21 protein-coding genes and 1 pseudogene are annotated in these 20915 nt (G+C 39.2%); 11 read left to right on the plus strand and 11 right to left on the minus strand.

What is annotated here, in order from left to right:
• Positions 1-12 precede the first annotated feature (12 nt).
• From rluB to AC0VZ4_RS11525, 4 genes are all read right to left on the minus strand, one after another.
• Complete coding sequence (rluB, locus tag AC0VZ4_RS11510; protein WP_002959716.1) at positions 13-882, minus strand: 23S rRNA pseudouridine(2605) synthase RluB; 870 nt, start codon at positions 880-882, stop codon at positions 13-15.
• Positions 879-1469: an SMC-Scp complex subunit ScpB gene (scpB, locus tag AC0VZ4_RS11515; protein ID WP_007375387.1), complete on the minus strand. Its 591-nt coding sequence runs from the start codon at positions 1467-1469 to the stop codon at positions 879-881. The genes rluB and scpB overlap by 4 nt, the downstream gene beginning before the upstream one ends.
• Positions 1470-1620: 151 nt before the next feature.
• Entirely contained in the window at positions 1621-2142 is a 522-nt protein-coding gene (locus AC0VZ4_RS11520) for an EF-hand domain-containing protein (protein WP_475439738.1), read from the minus strand.
• A 223-nt stretch (positions 2143-2365) separates the two neighbouring features.
• On the minus strand, positions 2366-2797 hold the full coding sequence (locus AC0VZ4_RS11525) for a hypothetical protein (protein ID WP_008134083.1): 432 nt from the start codon (positions 2795-2797) through the stop codon (positions 2366-2368).
• Between the two features lie 240 nt (positions 2798-3037).
• On the opposite strand from AC0VZ4_RS11525, the gene xthA reads away from it, so the two are divergent.
• Genes xthA through AC0VZ4_RS11540 form a run of 3 tightly spaced genes read left to right on the plus strand, consistent with a single transcriptional unit; the run spans position 3038 to position 5294 of the window.
• Positions 3038-3844, plus strand: a complete 807-nt coding sequence (gene xthA, locus AC0VZ4_RS11530) for an exodeoxyribonuclease III (RefSeq protein ID WP_475439739.1) — start codon at positions 3038-3040, stop codon at positions 3842-3844.
• A gap of 5 nt (positions 3845-3849) precedes the next feature.
• Positions 3850-4497, plus strand: a complete 648-nt coding sequence (locus tag AC0VZ4_RS11535) for an energy-coupling factor ABC transporter permease (protein WP_475439740.1) — start codon at positions 3850-3852, stop codon at positions 4495-4497.
• Positions 4494-5294 (plus strand): putative RNA methyltransferase, encoded by an 801-nt coding sequence (locus tag AC0VZ4_RS11540; protein ID WP_007375392.1) that lies wholly within the window; start codon positions 4494-4496, stop codon positions 5292-5294. The genes AC0VZ4_RS11535 and AC0VZ4_RS11540 overlap by 4 nt, the downstream gene beginning before the upstream one ends.
• Positions 5295-5332: 38 nt before the next feature.
• Here the strand turns inward: AC0VZ4_RS11540 and yfbV are convergent, their stop codons facing one another.
• Entirely contained in the window at positions 5333-5779 is a 447-nt protein-coding gene (yfbV, locus tag AC0VZ4_RS11545; RefSeq protein WP_007375393.1) for a terminus macrodomain insulation protein YfbV, read from the minus strand.
• Positions 5780-6064: 285 nt separating this feature from the next.
• Here yfbV and AC0VZ4_RS11550 point away from each other — a divergent pair, with 285 nt between their 5' ends.
• From AC0VZ4_RS11550 to AC0VZ4_RS11585, 8 genes and pseudogenes are all read left to right on the plus strand, one after another.
• Entirely contained in the window at positions 6065-7279 is a 1215-nt protein-coding gene (locus AC0VZ4_RS11550) for an acetate kinase (RefSeq protein WP_475439741.1), read from the plus strand.
• Between the two features lies 1 nt (position 7280).
• Positions 7281-9434, plus strand: a complete 2154-nt coding sequence (pta, locus tag AC0VZ4_RS11555) for a phosphate acetyltransferase (protein ID WP_475439742.1) — start codon at positions 7281-7283, stop codon at positions 9432-9434.
• Positions 9435-9667: 233 nt separating this feature from the next.
• Positions 9668-10054 (plus strand): ACT domain-containing protein, encoded by a 387-nt coding sequence (locus AC0VZ4_RS11560; protein WP_007375396.1) that lies wholly within the window; start codon positions 9668-9670, stop codon positions 10052-10054.
• A gap of 3 nt (positions 10055-10057) precedes the next feature.
• On the plus strand, positions 10058-10555 hold the full coding sequence (locus tag AC0VZ4_RS11565; RefSeq protein WP_007375397.1) for a PTS glucose transporter subunit IIA: 498 nt from the start codon (positions 10058-10060) through the stop codon (positions 10553-10555).
• A gap of 4 nt (positions 10556-10559) precedes the next feature.
• Positions 10560-10904 carry an ArsC family reductase gene (locus tag AC0VZ4_RS11570; RefSeq protein ID WP_475439743.1) on the plus strand — a complete coding sequence of 115 codons (345 nt, stop codon included), beginning with the start codon at positions 10560-10562 and terminating at the stop codon, positions 10902-10904.
• Positions 10904-12034, plus strand: a complete 1131-nt coding sequence (dapE, locus tag AC0VZ4_RS11575) for a succinyl-diaminopimelate desuccinylase (protein WP_033029497.1) — start codon at positions 10904-10906, stop codon at positions 12032-12034. Before AC0VZ4_RS11570 ends, dapE begins: the two co-directional genes overlap by 1 nt.
• A pseudogene (locus AC0VZ4_RS11580) lies at positions 12034-12732 on the plus strand (M15 family metallopeptidase). The gene dapE and the pseudogene AC0VZ4_RS11580 overlap by 1 nt, the downstream one beginning before the upstream one ends.
• A gap of 103 nt (positions 12733-12835) precedes the next feature.
• Positions 12836-14455 carry an IS1634 family transposase gene (locus AC0VZ4_RS11585; RefSeq protein ID WP_475439728.1) on the plus strand — a complete coding sequence of 540 codons (1620 nt, stop codon included), beginning with the start codon at positions 12836-12838 and terminating at the stop codon, positions 14453-14455.
• A gap of 23 nt (positions 14456-14478) precedes the next feature.
• Here the strand turns inward: AC0VZ4_RS11585 and AC0VZ4_RS11590 are convergent, their stop codons facing one another.
• The 6 genes from AC0VZ4_RS11590 to tnpC (AC0VZ4_RS11615) form a co-directional block, all read right to left on the minus strand.
• The gene (locus AC0VZ4_RS11590; RefSeq protein ID WP_096792952.1) at positions 14479-15348 is read right to left on the minus strand and encodes a DMT family transporter; all 870 of its coding nucleotides are present in this window, start codon (positions 15346-15348) and stop codon (positions 14479-14481) included.
• A 38-nt stretch (positions 15349-15386) separates the two neighbouring features.
• Entirely contained in the window at positions 15387-16160 is a 774-nt protein-coding gene (locus AC0VZ4_RS11595) for a DNA-binding domain-containing protein (protein ID WP_337120262.1), read from the minus strand.
• Complete coding sequence (gene bufB / locus AC0VZ4_RS11600; protein WP_007375403.1) at positions 16157-16987, minus strand: MNIO family bufferin maturase; 831 nt, start codon at positions 16985-16987, stop codon at positions 16157-16159. The genes AC0VZ4_RS11595 and bufB overlap by 4 nt, the downstream gene beginning before the upstream one ends.
• A 175-nt stretch (positions 16988-17162) precedes the next feature.
• Positions 17163-17621 (minus strand): BufA2 family periplasmic bufferin-type metallophore, encoded by a 459-nt coding sequence (bufA2, locus tag AC0VZ4_RS11605; protein ID WP_007375404.1) that lies wholly within the window; start codon positions 17619-17621, stop codon positions 17163-17165.
• Positions 17622-17781: 160 nt separating this feature from the next.
• Positions 17782-19221 (minus strand): IS66 family transposase, encoded by a 1440-nt coding sequence (tnpC, locus tag AC0VZ4_RS11610; protein ID WP_475439674.1) that lies wholly within the window; start codon positions 19219-19221, stop codon positions 17782-17784.
• 149 nt (positions 19222-19370) lie between these two features.
• Complete coding sequence (tnpC, locus tag AC0VZ4_RS11615; RefSeq protein ID WP_475439674.1) at positions 19371-20810, minus strand: IS66 family transposase; 1440 nt, start codon at positions 20808-20810, stop codon at positions 19371-19373.
• Between the last annotated feature and the right edge of the window lie 105 nt (positions 20811-20915).

Below are 20915 nucleotides of genomic sequence, written 5' to 3' on the forward strand. Positions count from 1 at the left end.
ATAACTAATTGACTATTTACGTTTAGTCGGCTTAACACGTTGATTGTGTTTTTTAACTGCTTTACGGATTTGGTTGATTTTAGCGCGTTTATCTTTGCGCTTTTCTGGCATAACAGAAAGCTTAGTCTGCGTCTCCCGACCTAATTTAACAGTTTTACGTAAATAGTTTACCGTTTCTAGATCATACTCCATCCAACCACCTTGCGGTACGCGCTTATCTAGCTCCAATTTACCGTAACGAATACGAATAAGACGAGATACTTCCGCATCTTGAGATTGCCATAAACGGCGGACTTCGCGGTTACGCCCTTCATTTAACGTTACGTTAAACCATCGGTTAACACCTTCGCCACCCATTGGGGTTACAGTCGTGAATTTGGCTGGGCCATCTTCAAGCTCAACACCACGTAGTAGGTTTTTAACCGTTTCGTTGGTTACTTCACCAAATACACGTGCAGAGTATTCACGTTCTACTTCATAACTTGGGTGCATTAAACGGTTTGCTAGCTCACCATCATTAGTAAACAGCATCAAACCTGATGTATTAACGTCTAAGCGGCCTACTGCAATCCAACGATCGCCATCAATACGAGGAAGTCGGTCAAATACAGTACGACGCCCTTCTGGATCTTTACGTGTACTTAGCTCACCTTCTGGTTTGTTATACATAATTACACGACAAATTCTATCTGCTTTTTCTTCAATTTTCACAGTGTGTCCGTCAACACGAATTAAGTCTGTTTCCTCAACACGGTCGCCTAACTTTGCCACTTTACCGTTTACACTAACGCGGTTTGCATCAATGTATTTTTCCATTTCACGGCGCGAGCCTACGCCTGCACGGGCTAGGACTTTTTGTAACTTTTCACCTTGTATACTCATTCGGATGGTTCTCTCACAGAAGGATCACTTAATAACTGGTTAATTTTACTTTGCTGCTCTGTTGGCAGTGCTGGTAAATTATCTAAACCTGTTAACGAAAAATAATCTAAAAATTGTTTTGTAGTTGCATATAAAGCCGGTTTACCCGGAACCTCTTTATGCCCTACCACTTTAACCCACTCTCTTTCGAGTAAGGTTTTTATAATATTCGAACCCGTAGTAACTCCCCTTACTTGCTCAATTTCGCCACGTGTAATGGGCTGCCTGTATGCAATAAGCGATAATGTTTCCAGTAAAGCACGTGAATACTTAGGCGCACGTTCTTGCCACAAATTATTTAACCAAGGGCTTAAACTACTACATGCCTGAAAGCGATAACCACTGCCAACTTCGACTAGACGAATACCACGAGTTTGAAAATGTTCTTGTATAGTGTCTATTGCGTCGTTTATTCGCGCCATAGAAATAGCTAAATCTATTAATACTACGTCTTTAAGGTGGCGCTTACTAACAGGCTTATCTGCAACAAAAATAGCTGCTTCAATGATCTCAACTAGTTGTTCATCACTAATTCGCCGACCCGCCATACACACTCTTAACAAATAAAAATACACAGCCATCTATTATGACAGAACAACACCAAAGTAGGAAAATATATCTACTAAATAACTAGATTTTAAACACAAAAAAGCCAGTGATTATCACTGGCTTCTAATTTACTCTTTAAAACAACAAATATTAGCTGCGTTTAATTGCTTCTAGTGCGTCATCTTCGGCTACAGCATTACCGTATTTTTTAATGTAACCCTTAAACTCACTTCTGCTGATGCGCTTATCTTGGTTTTCATCCATATAACCAAAATGATTTGAAATATCATCATCGTTGCCTTCAGCAATCGAAATATAACCGTTGCTATCATTATCTAAACTTGAAAAACTACTCTCAATTTTATCAAACTTAGCTATTTCAGCTTTAAACGCTGATTCACTTACGTCACTATCAGTCGCCACTTTACCTGCATTTAGCTGCATGTAGGCGTTAAATTCTTTACGGCTAATTTCATTATCCATATTGGTATCAATTTTCGAAAAATGCTCCCAGATGCTATCATCATCCGCTTCGACTTTTGAAATGTAGCCATCGCTGTCGTTGTCCAGGCTTGCAAAATCACTGTCTATTTTCTCAAGGCCTTGATTTGAAGAACAAGCCGCGAGGCTCAAAGATGCTAAAATTGTTGTTGCTAATGTTAACTTTTTCATAAGACGTGTCCTTGTAATTAAATAAATGTCACTTTAGCTAATACAATTCGGATGCCAATGTTAATTAACTAATTAAAATCAAATAGTTACAAATAAAAAGAGCATTTAACAAACAATTTCAATAAGTTATATCTGAAAACTTTGCAAAGTGCTTTGTAATTTTTGCAAAAAAAAGCCCAGTATATATAAATATACTGGGCATGCTTTTCAAATTTTTGTGTTATTAAATAGCCGCATTTTGATAACGTTTTACAAAATCAGTTACTTTTTGACCATTACACTTTAGAGAGTTTAAATTACCGATTTTTTGACGAACTGGCGCTAAACCTTGTTTCAAAGCAGTCATACACAGTTGTGTTTCTTGTTGAGTGTCTTTAGCAAACACTTCAACTTTAGTTTTAATCACTTCAGTAGTTGTTCCTTTTTTAGCAATATCACGAATATCTTCGCCATTACACAAAATACTTTGTGAAAAGCGTGATAAAAACACACCATGCTGGGCTGCTTCTTTACGAGCGGCAGAAAAGCCTTCATTGGCACTTAATACACACAATTTAGATTCTATTTTATTATCTTTACTAAAATACGAATTACTTTGTGCCGAGACCGTAGTTGATGCTAAAAGTGCTGCAGCTAAAATTAGTTGTGTTTTCATGTGAGATCCTATTTGAACGAGCTTATTGAGTGATTTCGCGCATTATATAACCTACTTTTTAGATATCAATTGAATTTTTTATTTATTTAACAAATTAATATAGCATTAACAATGTTTAAACTTTAAACACCATTTGGTCAACAATTATGCAGCGATTTTATCCATTTCAGTCATGTTATGTACGCGTAAATACTGATACAATTTAGTGCATTAAATAGAACCAATTTTAAGGTAAATTCAATGAAAGTAATTTCTTTCAATATCAATGGTCTGCGTGCTCGTCTTCATCAATTACAAGCAATTATCGATAAACATCAACCAGACGTGATTGGACTGCAAGAGATTAAGGTTCATGATGAGGCGTTCCCACTAGAAGATGTGCAAAAAATGGGGTACCACGTTTATTACCATGGTCAAAAGGCACATTATGGTGTGGCTATGTTATGCAAGAAAGAGCCTAAATCGGTCTTAAAAGGATTTGCTACCGATACAGAGGAATCGCAAAAACGCATGATAAGCGTTACTGTAGAGCAAGAAAACGGTCGTGATTTAACCGTAATGAATGGTTATTTCCCGCAAGGCGATAATATCAATCACGAAACTAAATTCCCTTATAAACGCCAGTTCTATATTGACTTGATGACTCACCTTGAAACAAACCATACACCCGATCAAGATATAATTGTTATGGGCGATATCAACATATCACCTACCGATTTAGATATTGGTATTGGTGAAGTAAATGCTAAACGTTGGTTAAAAACGGGTAAATGTTCTTTCCAACCGGTAGAGCGTGAATGGCTTGCAACATTACTTAATTGGGGCTTTAAAGACACCTTTAGAGAAAAAAACCCAGAAACAGACGATCAATACTCATGGTTTGACTATCGCTCTAAGGGGTTTGTAGATAACCGAGGACTTCGAATAGATGTAGTACTTGCAACTAATGAGCTTGCAGCACGCTGTATAGATACTGGTATTGATTACGAACTGCGCGGCATTGAAAAACCCTCAGATCATGCCCCTATATGGTCAACATTTAAGTAATTACTATGCTCAGCATAACAATACAAGGGCTACTTTGGGCCCTTGTAATTATTATTGCCCTACTAAGCTTTGATAAAAAAACATATAAAACATTGCTTAATACGCCAGCCCGTCAAACTGGCGTGCTTGCATGTGCGTTAGTGTTTGCAGTGCTTTGGCGAATAAAAGCAGGAATTTTAACTGGCCTCGATTTACACATATTAGGCGTTACAGCTGCAACATTAATTTTAGGCTGGCGATTGACTATTTTAACTAGCCTACTTGCCACAGCCCTACTGACTGCATTTGGTCAAATTGAACTTGAACTGTTACCAGTTCAACTGCTTATTGGTGCGTTTATTCCTATTTTACTAAGCTACCTTGGCTTTATAATTAGTTACCAGTATTTACCTCGTCATTTTTTTGTTTATATATTTGTTTGTGCGTTCATAACTGCAGGGGTTATAGCCTGTATAAAAATAAGCCTAGGTGCTTTATTTTACTTAGCTATAGGGCAATACAATTGGCAAGAACTCGCAGATAACTACGTTTATTTAAGTGCCATAATTTGGTTTCCTGAAGCAATGCTCAACGGTATGGCTATAACAGTTATGATCACCTATCGCCCGCATTGGGTAAAAACTTTTTACGATAAGGACTACCTAGACTCATGAGTCTACAATATCAATGCCCACTGTGTAACCACGCACTTTTGAAAACTGATTCAACACTTCGTTGTGCTAACAACCATAGCTTTGATGTTGCTAAAGAGGGCTATGTTAATTTACTGCCTGTGCAACAAAAAAACTCAAAACAACCAGGCGATTCGCTTGAAATGGTACAAGCTAGGCGTGCATTTTTAGAGCGTGGCTATTATGGCTTTTTGCAACAAAACCTTAGCGACATAATCAGTAATATAAGTGCAAATACTATTATTGATTTGGGATGCGGTGAAGGGTTTTATACTCAAGCAATAGCAAGTAAAACAAACGCAGTTGTGTACGGCGTTGACATTTCAAAATCTGCGGTTAAATATGCAGCAAAGCGCTACCCTAATTGCAACTTTAGTGTGGCATCAATTAGCCAAGCGCCTTTTGAAAGCCAATTTGCTGATGTACTTGTTAGCGTATTTGCACCTTTGTTTGAGCAAGAGCTTGAGCGCCTTGCAAATCAAAGTGCAACGTTAGTGGTTGCAAGCCCAGGTCCTTGTCATTTAAAAGAGTTAAAGTCGTATATATATTCAAAAGTAAACGAACATACTGAAATATCTTCGCCAAAAGGGTTTCAAAAATCAGAGCAAGCTCTTTTAACAGAGCATGTCGCGCTTAGCTTTACTGATATTAAAAACTTAATAATGATGACGCCATTTGCATGGAAGTTCAGGCCAGAACATTGGGAAGCACTCAAGGAAAAAGGCGAGCATACTGTCACCTTGTCATTTTACATTACACAGTTTACAAAAACTGCATAATCAAATTTGGGGTTATTTAGGCGTAAGTTTAACGACGTCTAAAATTGCTCTTTCGTAAACGCTTTATCCATTTTATCAAACATGTCTTTAAGTAGACTCGCAAGCTCCAAATAACGAGGCTTTTTTTCGCTTAACTGCGCTTGATAACCGTTGGCAACCATTTTTGTATAAAGCTCGTGATACCACTTTTGCATGGCTGGCTCTAAAGGTGTTTGCGCGCGTTTACCTAGCCACAATAAGCCTTGCAACGGTAACGAGATAAAAAATAAAGCACTCGCAATAGCTTGCGGTAAGAAGTCTGGACCTAGGTAATTCAGCTGAAAAAATAACGTAAGCATGGCTAAAATAGGCATAACTGTGATCGCAAGATCAGTAGCTTTAATAACCTTAAACTCGATGAATAGAGGTGCTAGTTCTTTTCTCATTGGCCATTGTTTTGCATACAACCGCCCTGTTTGTACTTGTGACATCACACTTTTTTGCATCATGACTCCTCACAGTGACTCTATTAAAACACAATACTAAATTGATTATCTCTAAAGTGTAACACAATTTTAAGGGCTTTTACTTTCTCAGTAAAAGTGCTTAAATTTGCTGTTAAAGTGTGCAAAACACTAAACTAAATTCCATAACTGGGGTAAAATATTTCGCATTGATTCAGCTACATTTTAGTTTAGCTTAATTAAATGTTTTAGCCTTATTTATCACTCTGAGTGTAACGATTAATGTTTCACGTTCACTTACTAAATTTTGTTTATGGAAATGAATTTATGCCAACAACCTCCCCTAAGTCACAACACGTTTTAGTACTAAATTGTGGTAGCTCCAGCTTAAAATTTGCCATTATTGATGCAAACACGGGCCACGAAATTATATCTGGTCTAGCAGAGCGCTTAGGTGCAACAACTCCTTCTATAAAATATAAATTCAACGGCGCTAAAACTGTCATTAACTTAGTAGCAGGTCAAGCCCATGCAGAGGCAATAGATACGTTAGTAAGCCTAATAAAAGATCATAGCTTAGATGAGCAACTTATTGCTGTGGGTCATCGTGTTGTGCACGGCGGCGAGCATTTTACGCAATCTGTTTTGATTGACGAGAAGGTCATTGCGGGTATTACACAGGCAGCAACACTTGCGCCACTTCACGGACATGCTAATTTGTTAGGCATTGCATCTGCACAGGCATCGTTCGAAGGCTTACCACAAATAGCCGTATTTGATACTGCGTTCCACCAAACGATGAATGAAGTAGCTTACCTTTATGCACTGCCATATAAGCTATATACAGAATTTGGCGTTAGACGTTATGGGTTTCATGGCACAAGCCACTTTTATGTTGCAGGCCAAACAGCAAAACTACTTAATCAACCTATTGAGCAAAGTAACTTTATCAGTGCCCACTTAGGTAATGGTTGTTCAGTGTGTGCTATTAAAAATGGTAAGAGTGTAGATACCAGTATGGGCCTAACACCACTAGAGGGCCTAATGATGGGCACCCGTAGTGGCGATATAGATCCAGGCCTGTTTAACTTTTTAACCACGCAGCTCGATTACACTGCACAGCAAATAGATAACTTGCTCAATCAAAAAAGTGGTTTATTAGGTATCAGCGAGCTTTCTAATGATTGCCGCACAATCGAAGAAGCGGCTGTTGCCGGTAATAAAAAAGCAATACTCGCGCTTGATATGTTTTGCTACCGTCTTTCAAAACAAATCGCCGCTTATATGGTACCACTACAACGCCTTGATGCGATTATTTTTACCGGCGGTATTGGCGAAAACTCTGATATTATTCGTGAAAAAGTAATCTCACAGCTTGCCTTTTTAGGACTTGATTGCGATAAACAAGCTAATCTTAATGCTCGTTTTGGCCAAGAAGGCATTATTAGCTCTTCACTGGCACGTAGTAAAGCCGTTGTCATGCCCACAAATGAAGAGTGGGTTATTGCACTTGATGCTGCAAACATAGCAAAGGAGCTTTAATATGGCGCGTCGTATTATGTTAATTCCTGTCTCTACAGGTGTTGGTCTAACCTCTGTCTCTGTTGGTTTAGTGCGTGCTCTTGAACAAAAAACAGTTAAAGTTAACTTTTTTAAACCAATTGCGCAGCCCCGCTCGGGTGAAACGGGCCCTGAAAAATCAACGCAAATAGTTACCCAAGGCTCACCGATTAACCCACCTACACCTTTTGCACTCGATTACTCAGAGCAAATGATTGGCGATGGCAAAGGTGACGACCTACTAGAGGAAATTGTTGAGCGTTTTGAAAGCAAAATAAACGACGATGAAGTAGCCATCATTGAAGGTATGGTCCCTACTCGTCGTCAACCTTACGCTGGACGTGTAAATCGTGAAATTGCACAAACACTTGGCGCCGACATTGTATTTGTACTCACCCCCGGTAATTACAGCATTACACAAATAGAAGACCGCCTTGAAATCGCAGCGGGTAACTATGGTGGAATTGATCACCCTCGCGTACTTGGCTGTATTTTTAATAAAGTAAATGCGCCACTTGATGAAGAGGGCCGCGCTCGCGCCGATTTAGTTGACACCTACAAACCAGAAGAACTTGAAAACGAATTAAATCGTTTAGCGTCGTTACCTATTTTTAGAAAAAACCCGTTTATGCTACTTGGTGCAATCCCTTGGGATTTTGACTTAGTCGCACCTCGCGTAAAAGATTTAAGCGCGTATTTAAAAGCAACGATAATTAACGAAGGCGATATGCTGCATCGTCGCCTGCGTCGTATTACTTTTTGTGCGCGTACAGTGTCAAATATTTTAAATTACTTTACGCCTGGAGCCTTATTGGTAACACCAGGCGATCGCTCAGACATACTTGTTGCTGCGTGTTTATCAGCTATGAACGGCACTAAACTTGGCGCTATATTACTCACCGGTGGCTTTGAGCCAGAGCCACGTATTATGGCCTTGTGTGAGCAAGCTATGCAAACTGGCTTGCCTATACTCGCTACTGATGGCGATACATGGCGCACCTCGTTATTACTGCATAACTTTAATATGGAAGTACCAAACGACGACGACCAACGAATTGAAAAAGTAAAAGATCATAACGCTGAACATATTGATTCTGACTGGTTAGACACGTTAGCAAAAAGCGTAGGTAAAACACGTAAATTATCGCCTCCAGCATTTCGTTACTTGTTAACAGACAAAGCCCGTAAAGCCGGAAAAACAGTTGTGCTACCAGAAGGCAATGAACCTCGTACTATTAAAGCGGCTGCTATTTGTGGCCAACGCGGCATTGCTAAAACTATATTGCTTGGCGATCGCGAAGAAATAATGCGCATTGCAGAGCAACAAGGGATTGAGCTTAACGAACACGTAAGTATTATTGAGCCTAAAAGCATCATTAATGATTATATTGCGCCTATGGTCGAAATTCGTAAAAGCAAAGGTCTAACTGCCGTAGTCGCGCAAGAGCAACTGCAAGATAACGTGGTACTTGGCACAATGATGCTTGAGCAAGGTAAGGTAGATGGCTTAGTGTCGGGTGCAGTAAACACCACTGCCAATACAATTCGCCCACCACTGCAGTTAATTAAGACAGCGCCAGGATCATCGTTAGTATCATCCGTATTTTTTATGCTGCTGCCTGACCAAGTGTTAGTTTATGGTGACTGTGCGATTAACCCAGACCCTAATGCTGAACAACTTGCAGATATAGCGATTCAATCTGCCGACTCTGCTGCTGCATTTGGTATAGAGCCGCGTGTAGCTATGATCAGTTACAGTACGGGTACGTCTGGCACGGGCGCTGATGTAGAAAAAGTACGCGAAGCCACAAAAATAGCGCAGCAAAAGCGTCCTGATTTAATCATTGATGGGCCACTTCAATACGACGCAGCCATTATGGAAAACGTGGCACTTAAAAAAGCACCTAATAGCCCTGTTGCAGGTAAAGCGACTGTATTTATATTCCCTGATTTAAATACAGGCAACACTACCTATAAAGCAGTACAACGTAGCGCTGATTTAATAAGTATTGGTCCAATGCTACAAGGTATGCGCAAACCTGTTAACGACTTAAGTCGTGGTGCATTAGTTGATGATATTGTGTATACCATTGCACTAACGGCCATTCAAGCAGCACAAGCTGAAGCACTTAATTAAACATCAACACTCACATGTGCTTTTTATAGCCTAGCTATTATTTATTTAATAATTAACTAGTTAGGCTATTTATACCCTGCAACCCCCATACTTATCCACAGAAATTGTGGGTAAGTTTTTCTACCTTCGGGAATTAACTCACTTACTATCAGGTTAGTTACTGTTACACCTTTAATTTAAAGCTAATAATCTATACTATAAACCTACCGATATTGCTGTTTCGCAGGTTTTTAATGTCAAAACAAACATTACAATTACACAGCACCGTTTTATCTATACATAGCTTAGATATAGATGCCGACATACCTGCGGCGCTGTTAAAACTCCCGTTGTTTTTTATTTCTAAAACCCACGACGAACTTTCAATTGTATGCCCTAGTAGCTTTGAAATAAACAGCCTAGACACAGAGCCAAATTGGCAAGCACTTGAAGTTGTTGGCCCACTTGGTTTTTCGCTGACCGGGATAATGGCCAATATTTCGGGCGTATTAGCACGTGCTAAAATATCTATATTTTCAATTTCAACCTACGACACCGATTACATACTTGTAAAAAAGCAGACTGCACTTCAAGCTATTACGGCACTAAAAAAAGATGGCTACAATGTGGTGGCTGAATAAATTATGAAAGCACAAAAAGTAGAATATATTGCGCAAAACAAAATACCTCGTAACGCCATTAATATTACCAGCCCTTTTTCAGGCAAAGTACTGGAGCTAAATGAACATCCAGAACCTTTGTTTCGCTTTGGCACACTTGGGCCAGGTATTATAGTGCAACTAACTAACCATAAAATTCTAGCGCCCTTTGATGGCACTTTATTACAGGTAAAAAATGCAGGCACGGAGTTTATATTACAAGCAAAAAATGGGTTAAAAGTGTTAATCAACTTAACCATTTCAACATCGCAACCAATTACACACACTCATATAGCACAGCTCAATGGTAGCAAAATAATCAAAGGCCAACGCCTTGCTTATTTTGATTTACGAGAGCTTGATACTCCTATGCTTGCTAGCCTAATTTTACTAAATGGCCACAACCTTGGTACATTTCATTACTCTCACTCACTGGTACAAGCGGGTGAAGACACTCTATTAACTATTATTAAGAAGAATTAAATCTATGATTACCTTATACGGCATTAGCAATTGTGACACGATTAAAAAAGCTAAAAAATATTTAACCGATAACAATGTCGAATTTACTTTTCACGACTACCGTAAAGATGGCGTGAATGAGCAAATGGTGAGTGACTTTGCTGATAAGCTTGATTGGGAACAGCTTGTTAATAAACGTGGTACTACTTATCGTGCATTAACTGATGAGCAAAAACAAAGCTTAACTAAAGAGAGTGTTATTTCACTGTTAGTTGAACAACCTGCAATGATCAAACGCCCGGTACTCGTAAACAATGGCAGCTACCATTTAGGTTTTAAAGCAGTTCAATACGATGAGATTTTTAAATAATGACTGTTGACGTAATTGCACTCGCTCAAGCGCTAATCCAACGAGAGTCAGTAACCCCCGAAGACGCTGGCTGCCAACAAATGATGAACGATCGCCTTGCTGCGGTTGGTTTTAATATAGAGCCATTATTTTTTACCGACACACTTAACACTTGGGCTCGAAAAGGCACACAATCACCGCACTTTTGTTTTGCAGGTCACACCGATGTGGTGCCAACAGGCCCTGAAAAAAATTGGCAACATCCGCCGTTTTCAGGATTAATAAAAGACGGTCTCTTACATGGCCGTGGCGCTGCCGATATGAAAGGCTCATTAGCTGCGATGCTTGTAGCAACCGAGCGTTTTGTTACTAAGCACCCAGATCATAAAGGTTCAATTTCATTTTTAATTACTTCTGACGAAGAAGGTCCATTTGTAAACGGGACGACTCGTGTAATTGATACGCTAGAAGCACGCGGTGAAAAAATCGATATGTGCCTAGTTGGCGAACCTTCATCACGAGATGTACTAGGTGATGTTGTTAAAAATGGTCGAAGAGGCTCACTCACCGCTTTTTTAACCGTTAAGGGCGTACAAGGGCATGTAGCCTACCCACATTTAGCACAAAACCCAATTCATCTAGCAACCCCTGCACTTACTGAGCTTAGCCAAACGGTGTGGGATAACGGAAATGAATACTTCCCTGCTACCAGCTTTCAAATTTCAAATATTAATGGCGGCACAGGTGCTGGTAATGTGATCCCGGGTGAACTAGAAATACAGTTTAACTTTAGATTTAGTACGCAAGTAACGCATGAGCAATTACAACAACGTGTAAATGACATTCTACAAAAGCATAACTTAAATTATGAATTAAGTTGGATAGTAAATGGTTTGCCTTTTATTACCGAGCACGGCCCCCTTGTTAATGCCACAGTCAATGCTATTAAATCGGTAACCGGTTTAACCACAAACCTAGAAACCACAGGTGGCACATCTGACGGGCGTTTTATTGCGCAAACAGGTGCTAAAGTAATTGAACTAGGGCCACGTAACGCTACTATTCATAAAGTAGATGAATGCGTAAGTACCGATGATTTAATAGCCCTTACCAACATTTACGAGCAAATATTAGAGCAACTTTTAACATAATGGATGCCACTCAACCAACACCAATAATGTGTATTACAGGGCAAAGTGATACACATTTAACTGATATACAAAATCATCGCTTGCACAGCGCTATTATTAACGACTTTTTAGCGCTGCAAAGTGCAGCTCAAAAAGCGGGATTTGATCTTACTATTGCCTCAAGTTTTCGCGACTTTGAACGTCAGTCAATTATTTGGAATAATAAGTTTTTAGGTAGTTGACCTGTTTATAATAAACAGCAAGAAGTTGTAGATTTAACTAAGCTAAGCGAGATTGATAAATGTATAGCAATAATGCTCTACTCTGCACTACCTGGGGCAAGCAGGCATCATTTAGGGACTGACTTAGATGTGTTTGATAAAGCCACAGTAAGTGATGATTATAAGCTACAGCTAACACCTGATGAATACCTGCAAGGTGGGCCTTTTGCGCCTTTAAGTAATTGGCTTGATACTAACTTAGTTAAATTTGGCTTTTATCGCCCTTACCAGCATGATTTAGGTGGCGTCGCACCTGAGCTTTGGCATATAAGCCATATTAAGCAATCACAATTATTAGTGAATAAACTTAGCGAGCAAGTACTTTTTGAATGTATAAAAAACAGTGAACTACAGGGCAAGCAGGCAATACTTGATAACTTACCTGCTATTTATACACGCTTTGTAACAAACGTAAGCCCACACCTAAAAGAAGGTTAGGTTATATCAGACATTGATCAGACCAATTTCAAAAATTTCGATTTAATTTAAACGCTTAATTCTCTTTAATTTGATAAAATAACATCTCAACTTTGAGGTGTATATGAATCTAAAAATCAAACGGTTAGACCATCACGGTATTGTTTCAGGTGTTATAGAAGACTTAAAAATTGTCAGCCTTTTAGATCAATACTTACCTCAAGACGATAAACAAGAAATCACCCCCGGTGAAGCTGTAAAAGGCATGATCATGAATGGACTCGGTTTTGCCAATCGACCTTTATCACTCAGCCCTCAATTTTTTACTAACTTGCCTCTTGAACATTTATTTCGTGAAGGGGTTCAAGCATCACATTTTAATCGTCACAAACTTGGTAGAACTCTCGATCAATGCTTCGAGTTTGGCTGTGAAAGCTTATTTTCATTAGTCTCCGGACAAGCATGTGAAATAGAACAAGTTGATAAAACCTTTGAATCACTTGATACAACGAGTCACTCACTGACAGGTGAATATGCTTTTGATGATGGAGATAGTGATGAAAACGTCATTAAAATTACTCATGGCTATAGCAAGGCTCACCGTCCTGATTTAAAACAAGTCGTACAAGAAATCATTGTTAGCCAAGATGGTGGGATCCCGCTTGCATGTAAAAACTGGGATGGTAACAGCGCAGACACCGCTATTTTTAAAGCGCGAAGTAAGGCGCTTGTTGACGAGTTCAAAAAAAGCCAAGCTCCTAAATACCTTGTGGCAGACTGTAAACTTTATCATAAAAGTAATGCTGAGTTTTTAACCAAAATTCAATTTCTCACGCTAGTACCTTCAACAATTTCTCTTGAAAAATCCTCTATAAGTACAGCCATAGCAGCCAACCAATGGGTTAATATTGATGATAACTATCAATATGTTGTTGAAGAGATTGAGCATATGGGGATAAAGCAAAGATGGATGATTATTTATTCAAAAGCAGCTAATAGCCGAGCACAAAAAAGCATTGTTCGACAAGTTGAGCGAGCACACACAGGCATCAAAAAAGACCTCTTCCATTTACAAGCTCAACGTTTCGCTTGTCAAACTGACGCACAACGCGCATTAGATAAATTAGCGAAAAAGATGAAGCATCATCAAATAGCGACTCAGCAATTTATTAAGCATAAAGTCTATGAAGGTAAAGGGCGACCTAAAAAAGATGCGCCAGTAAAAAATATTGAATGGCAAATCACGGCAGAAATTGAAGAAAACGAAAGCGCAATAAAACAGATTGTAGAACAAAAGTCATGCTTCGTATTAGCAACGAATATTGATAAAGAAGCCCTTTCACCAGTAGGTTTACTTAAGCATTACAAAGCACAATCTGAAGTAGAAAAAGGGTTTAGGTTTTTAAAAGACCCCTTGTTTTTTGTTTCATCATTATTTATCAAAAAGCCAAGTAGAATAGATGCTCTGTTGATGGTGATGACACTTTCATTGTTAGTTTATTCAATCGCGCAAAGACGAATGAGAGCGAATATGAAAAAAGAAAAAGCCACGATAGCGAATCAAATCAATAAAGAAATATCTAACCCAACATTACGTTGGGTCTTTCAGTGTTTTGAGGGAATTAATCTACTCCAGCAAGGCGACAAAATCAGCTTGGATGGTTTTGATGAGTTCAGGGAAAAGATAATAAGGCTCATTGGTGGACATGCGTTGCATTTATATAAAATCCAAAAAGTTGCCTAGGGGTCTGATCAATGCCTGTTATATTAAGCCTTCTTTTTATTTAAAATAAACACCAGCACGGCCCCTAATATTAAGGAGCTTGCGACTACAAACTCCATTGTTACCTGCTCAGATAAAAACAAAACCCCGGCAATGGCTGCAAGTACCGGCACACACAACTGCACAACAGCAGCTTGGGTACTTTTAAGCAGTGGCATAGCCACATACCAAACACTGTAACCAACTCCAGACGCTATTGCCCCCGAGGCACACGCAAGTAACACCCCTTCAATACTGATATTTTTTAAATAACTCATACCTACGAGTAATAAAACAGGGATAGCAACTAAGCTTCTTATAAAGTTAAACCCAGTAGTACGCAGTGGCGATACACACACTTTACCGCGAATACTGTAAATACCCCATGCTATACCGCTGAGTGCCATAAGTGATGCACCAAACAGTGAAGGCACTGCAGCAGATGGTAGCATTAAATATACAAAGCCACCTAGCGCCACTATAAACGAGCACCACTGAAGCACACTCAACTGCTCTTTTTGATATATACCCCAGCCAATCATAGTAAGTTGCACAGCGGAAAACAAAATAAGTGCGCCAGTGCCTGTATCAAGCTCTACGTAAGCAATCGAAAAACAAAGTGCATAAACCAAAAGGCTAATACTACTTCGCCAGCTTCCTCTGTCACTTATAATAGCGGGGTTAAATGTGCCTTTACCTTTTAAATTATGGGTATAAATAGCCATTATAATGCCCAAACACGCTGCACCACTTAGTAAGCGAATAACTGTAAAGTTCCAAGCATCTATATAGCCTTCGGCTAAAGCCATTCTGCAAAAAAGAGAATTTGCGGCAAACGCAATTAAAGCAATGATTGTGTATATGGTGGCTTTCAAAAAAATTCCTTTGCAACAAAAAACATTGTTGTTTAAACTTACTCGTTAATTAACCAACCACGTTCAAGCCACTGATTAATTTTAGTAATTAAAAACCCAGCGATTTGCTCACCAGGGAGCTCATTTAAACAGGATTGGCATAACTGTGCAAAGGGTGTGTTTTGTTTTAATAGATTCAGTAAGCGATGCTCTTGTGCATCAACGCTTAAATATTGTGTACGCCTGTCAATATCACGTGCAATAACCCAAAAGCGAGGTTCTGAGGCTATTGGTTCTGGCGGTGTTTGCTTTTCTTTTATTGCCTGCCAACTTTCAACCGCCAACGTATTAAACGCGACTAACTGTACACTTGGATGTAATTTTAATAGTAAATTTGGCCATTGCTGTGGTTCAATACTTTCAAGCTCTGATACATTGAGTAATGTTTTATCGCTTGCATCAAACGCGCTTAGCAATAGTCGTTCAAATTTGGCTATATCTGCAAGTATGGGGTAATCGTTAAAAGGAGTATTGGTGGCTAAGTAATCAGGTAATTTCTCTGCAAAAATTCGTAGTGACGTATGAGTTGAAGGATATAAAGCTAAATAACCATCAACCATCATCTCAAATAAATCATCACCTAAGTAAATGCCCAACTGTTCGTGATCTTGTTCTACAACAGCTCTTAAACGAATTTTATAAGCGTTTTGATAAATAGAGAGTCGCTGTTGTGTATTTAACTGCCCTTGCTGCGCAATTTGCTCGCTAATATCCGAACTTTCACCTTGCAGTAAATCCATAAACTGTTGTTGCAGCTTCGCTAAATCGCTCATGCTCTAATATCCCAAAACGGTTTCACTAGCGTTTTAGCATGCTCAAGCTCAGTTATTAAATCATCAAGGGAGCCAATATTATCATCGCGTTCAATCATAGTACTTACAGGACCTAATGTTTTTGCATACTGAGCATATAAGTCCCATACCGCATCTGGGACATCTTCATCATGAGTATCTATAATATGCGTACCAAAGTCTTGATGTCCTGCTAAGTGAATTTGCGCAATAGCAGTACTCGGAATAGCCGATAAATAATCCATTGCGTTAAAGTCGTGATTACGTGCACTTACATAAACATTGTTTACATCCATTAAAAACTTACAGCCAGTTTGCTTATGTAATTGCGCTAAAAATTCCCACTCACTCATTTGTGAAGCGTTGTATGTTAAATAACTCGACACATTTTCAAAAATCATCTCTCGGCCTAGGTAATCCTGAACTTGCGATATTTTATTAGCTAAATGTTCAAGCGCCTCATTGGTGTAAGGCATTGGCAGTAAATCGTGGCTATTTATGCCGCCAACTTGAGTGAAGCATAAATGATCAGACACCCACTGCGGCTCTACTCTTGCAATGGTGTTTTTTAACTGATTTAAATAGTCTTTGTTGATTGCGTCTGTACTACCAATCGACATTGATACACCATGCATCACAATGGGGTAATCAGATCTGATTTTATTTAAATAATGCCAAGGTTTTCCACCGGCTACAAAATAGTTTTCTGAAATAATTTCAAACCAATCTACAGCTGGTTTCTCTGCAATAATTTGCTCAAAATGAGGGGCTCTTAGTCCTAAACCAAAACCTAAAAAACGATTTGTCATAAACTTCCTTAATAAGCCTGAATAATAAAATACATCGTTCAGGCTTATTTTATGCGTTCGATAAATTTTTATACCAATTGCATTAAATTAGTGATCTATTATAGCGCTAAGAAAATAACGCAATAAGTGTGCTATTTAATGCGATAAAAAGATCATATTTTTAATAAAATTGGTATTAGCTACCTACAGAACCACCAATGTCACCACATGCTTTTGCTGGCATTGATACAAAACCAGTCCCTTTACACGATGCATGTCCAGCGCACGCGTTATTAGCTGTTTTACAATCGTTATGACCGCCACACACATTTACATCATTACAATGTACTAAATCAGCTTTAGCTACACTGCCAACCCATTTATCTTTTACTTTACCGCCAACGTCAGCACACGCTTTTGCAGGCATAGCTACAAAACCAGTCCCTTTACATGATGCTTGACCTGCACATGCATTTTCAGCTGTTTTACAGTCGTTATGACCGCCACACACATTTGCATCGTAACAATGAACTAAATCAGTTGTTGCGCCATTATTTGCAACAGAACTTGATGGTGATGTTTCTGCCTCTGTTGCATTACAACCAACTAAACCTGCAACCATTACAGCCATTGCTGCACCTGTGAACTTTTTCATTTTTTATTTCCTCTAAGTGATATAACAAATAGCTAGACCGTAAAAGCTAAATTACTATTTCAGTGTAGTTGATAAAAAATTAATAGAGTTCACGTTTTGTTCACCAGTGTGATCTTATATTTCTAGATTAGCAGGCAATTTTACTCTACGATTTTTGTAACTATTCAGCCACATTTTCAATAAATATATCAGGTAACTGATTTTTGAAGAGTAATTCAAGGGCTAGGCTTGCTGATACATGCTGTTTTCTGCAAGTCGAGAGGTAGCTTCTGATTAAACAAAACATCTCTGCACCTTGCATGCTTCTGAAGCACCCAGATATCTTTTGATGAACCTTGGTCATCCTAATATCATTCTCACCCTGGTTGTTGCTAAAAGGCACCGCCGTTTCCGTCATGAACCGTAAGACATCATCTTGATAATCTCTTAACCGCTCTAACAACGCTCTAGACTTTGTTCGTTTCAATCTGCCTCGCTGGCCTTTTACTCGGCTGTTTCTATCCGGTGGAGGGCATTTAATGTCACCTTGAGCCAATATTTGTTGATATTTCTCTATATAGTGAGCTTTTGTGTCTGCATCTAGCTCGGGGTTATCTATTTGATGTTTATTGATTTCAGTCAGTAGGGTTTGCAAATCCTTTGCCCATTGCATACCGTCTTGCTCCCATGCCCTTTCTAACTCTCGGATATGATGTGCATTACACAAGGCATGTTGGCACTGTGTATATTGATAATACGGTTTCCAGTGGTCGTGGCATAGTACCCCAGTAAAGTGAGGTAAAATATCGGCGTCATCCATCGCTATTTTCCCTCTTTTCTCATGCGGGTAAAAATACGTCCACCACGTCGTTGATGCACCATGAAGCCATCGTCGTTTACCACCTATATTAATCCCCGTTTCATCAACGTGTAAGGCTTGATAAGTCGTTTTCAGGGCTTTCTTGAGCGCGGCTTCTGCGCCGGAGGACTTTACCAAGGCCGCTGCTTGTTCATTAAAGTTAAATAAACTACCCGCACTGATTGGAATACCGAGTTGATCACAAAAATATTCTTCAATGCGGTTGTAAGGGAGTAATTGATATTGGGATAGGTAAACTGCATGGGCTTTTACACCAACCCCATATTGAATAGGACTGTTAACGTCTTCTGGAAATTCACCAATAAAACGCTTACCTTGCTCATTTTCCAGAATTTGTGCTTGGTATTCAGTGACCACTTTCCTGATATCTATATCGACAACCTGTCGTTTTTGAAAGCCAATTTCACGGTAGTGACCTTTCGGTAAAAAATCACGTTCAACTAGGATGATTTTGATCTCATCAGGCGTCTGTGTTTGGGTTAGTGTTTTACCTGCACGGCCTTTTTGACCACCCGCTGACTTGGCTGATTTCTCTTTGTTTTGTTTTTTTCGGTTGATGTCTTTTGATGGCGGGATACTGCTATTGTTACTGTTAAGTCCTAATTTACTTGCTAACATAACAACGACAACCAGAATGAGTTCAATAGACATCTTCAGCGCAGGCGTGAGAGTTTTACCTTCTTGTAATTGAGCTTTGGTTTTCTCAACGATTTCGTCGATGTTGATGCTGTTTAAATTCATTGAAGCTAGGGCTATTAGGTCATAGCCCTAGCTTGGCATACTGGCGGGATCGGTCAATAGTTAAAAAAGATCCTTTGAAAATAATTTACCATGGTGAATAGTTACCGATTTTTTACAATATTTCACACATTTAGCTAAAAATAATGTAACTATTCAGCCACATTTTCAATAAATATATCAGGTAACTGATTTTTGAAGAGTAATTCAAGGGCTAGGCTTGCTGATACATGCTGTTTTCTGCAAGTCGAGAGGTAGCTTCTGATTAAACAAAACATCTCTGCACCTTGCATGCTTCTGAAGCACCCAGATATCTTTTGATGAACCTTGGTCATCCTAATATCATTCTCACCTTGGTTGTTGCTAAAAGGCACCGCTGTTTCCGTCATGAACCGTAAGACATCATCTTGATAATCTCTTAACCGCTCTAACAACGCTCTAGACTTTGTTCGTTTCAATCTGCCTCGCTGGCCTTTTACTCGGCTGTTTCTATCCGGTGGAGGGCATTTAATGTCACCTTGAGCCAATATTTGTTGATATTTCTCTATATAGTGAGCTTTTGTGTCTGCATCTAGCTCGGGGTTATCTATTTGATGTTTATTGATTTCAGTCAGTAGGGTTTGCAAATCCTTTGCCCATTGCATACCGTCTTGCTCCCATGCCCTTTCTAACTCTCGGATATGATGTGCATTACACAAGGCATGTTGGCACTGTGTATATTGATAATACGGTTTCCAGTGGTCGTGGCATAGTACCCCAGTAAAGTGAGGTAAAATATCGGCGTCATCCATCGCTATTTTCCCTCTTTTCTCATGCGGGTAAAAATACGTCCACCACGTCGTTGATGCACCATGAAGCCATCGTCGTTTACCACCTATATTAATCCCCGTTTCATCAACGTGTAAGGCTTGATAAGTCGTTTTCAGGGCTTTCTTGAGCGCGGCTTCTGCGCCGGAGGACTTTACCAAGGCCGCTGCTTGTTCATTAAAGTTAAATAAACTACCCGCACTGATTGGAATACCGAGTTGATCACAAAAATATTCTTCAATGCGGTTGTAAGGGAGTAATTGATATTGGGATAGGTAAACTGCATGGGCTTTTACACCAACCCCATATTGAATAGGACTGTTAACGTCTTCTGGAAATTCACCAATAAAACGCTTACCTTGCTCATTTTCCAGAATTTGTGCTTGGTATTCAGTGACCACTTTCCTGATATCTATATCGACAACCTGTCGTTTTTGAAAGCCAATTTCACGGTAGTGACCTTTCGGTAAAAAATCACGTTCAACTAGGATGATTTTGATCTCATCAGGCGTCTGTGTTTGGGTTAGTGTTTTACCTGCACGGCCTTTTTGACCACCCGCTGACTTGGCTGATTTCTCTTTGTTTTGTTTTTTTCGGTTGATGTCTTTTGATGGCGGGATACTGCTATTGTTACTGTTAAGTCCTAATTTACTTGCTAACATAACAACGACAACCAGAATGAGTTCAATAGACATCTTCAGCGCAGGCGTGAGAGTTTTACCTTCTTGTAATTGAGCTTTGGTTTTCTCAACGATTTCGTCGATGTTGATGCTGTTTAAATTCATTGAAGCTAGGGCTATTAGGTCATAGCCCTAGCTTGGCATACTGGCGGGATCGGTCAATAGTTAAAAAAGATCCTTTGAAAATAATTTACCATGGTGAATAGTTAC

This window comes from Pseudoalteromonas sp. QJM3NY_22 (genome assembly GCF_056173065.1).

Bases quoted from the DNA above. Each gene is read 5' to 3' on its own strand.
- rluB (WP_002959716.1), bottom strand. From the start codon at position 882: ATGAGTATACAAGGTGAAAAGTTACAAAAAGTCCTAGCCCGTGCAGGC.
- scpB (WP_007375387.1), bottom strand. From the start codon at position 1,469: ATGGCGGGTCGGCGAATTAGTGATGAACAACTAGTTGAGATCATTGAA.
- AC0VZ4_RS11520 (WP_475439738.1), bottom strand. From the start codon at position 2,142: ATGAAAAAGTTAACATTAGCAACAACAATTTTAGCATCTTTGAGCCTC.
- AC0VZ4_RS11525 (WP_008134083.1), bottom strand. From the start codon at position 2,797: ATGAAAACACAACTAATTTTAGCTGCAGCACTTTTAGCATCAACTACG.
- xthA (WP_475439739.1), top strand. From the start codon at position 3,038: ATGAAAGTAATTTCTTTCAATATCAATGGTCTGCGTGCTCGTCTTCAT.
- AC0VZ4_RS11535 (WP_475439740.1), top strand. From the start codon at position 3,850: ATGCTCAGCATAACAATACAAGGGCTACTTTGGGCCCTTGTAATTATT.
- AC0VZ4_RS11540 (WP_007375392.1), top strand. From the start codon at position 4,494: ATGAGTCTACAATATCAATGCCCACTGTGTAACCACGCACTTTTGAAA.
- yfbV (WP_007375393.1), bottom strand. From the start codon at position 5,779: ATGCAAAAAAGTGTGATGTCACAAGTACAAACAGGGCGGTTGTATGCA.
- AC0VZ4_RS11550 (WP_475439741.1), top strand. From the start codon at position 6,065: ATGCCAACAACCTCCCCTAAGTCACAACACGTTTTAGTACTAAATTGT.
- pta (WP_475439742.1), top strand. From the start codon at position 7,281: ATGGCGCGTCGTATTATGTTAATTCCTGTCTCTACAGGTGTTGGTCTA.
- AC0VZ4_RS11560 (WP_007375396.1), top strand. From the start codon at position 9,668: ATGTCAAAACAAACATTACAATTACACAGCACCGTTTTATCTATACAT.
- AC0VZ4_RS11565 (WP_007375397.1), top strand. From the start codon at position 10,058: ATGAAAGCACAAAAAGTAGAATATATTGCGCAAAACAAAATACCTCGT.
- AC0VZ4_RS11570 (WP_475439743.1), top strand. From the start codon at position 10,560: ATGATTACCTTATACGGCATTAGCAATTGTGACACGATTAAAAAAGCT.
- dapE (WP_033029497.1), top strand. From the start codon at position 10,904: ATGACTGTTGACGTAATTGCACTCGCTCAAGCGCTAATCCAACGAGAG.
- AC0VZ4_RS11585 (WP_475439728.1), top strand. From the start codon at position 12,836: ATGAATCTAAAAATCAAACGGTTAGACCATCACGGTATTGTTTCAGGT.
- AC0VZ4_RS11595 (WP_337120262.1), bottom strand. From the start codon at position 16,160: ATGAGCGATTTAGCGAAGCTGCAACAACAGTTTATGGATTTACTGCAA.
- bufB (WP_007375403.1), bottom strand. From the start codon at position 16,987: ATGACAAATCGTTTTTTAGGTTTTGGTTTAGGACTAAGAGCCCCTCAT.
- bufA2 (WP_007375404.1), bottom strand. From the start codon at position 17,621: ATGAAAAAGTTCACAGGTGCAGCAATGGCTGTAATGGTTGCAGGTTTA.
- tnpC (WP_475439674.1), bottom strand. From the start codon at position 19,221: ATGAATTTAAACAGCATCAACATCGACGAAATCGTTGAGAAAACCAAA.
- tnpC (WP_475439674.1), bottom strand. From the start codon at position 20,810: ATGAATTTAAACAGCATCAACATCGACGAAATCGTTGAGAAAACCAAA.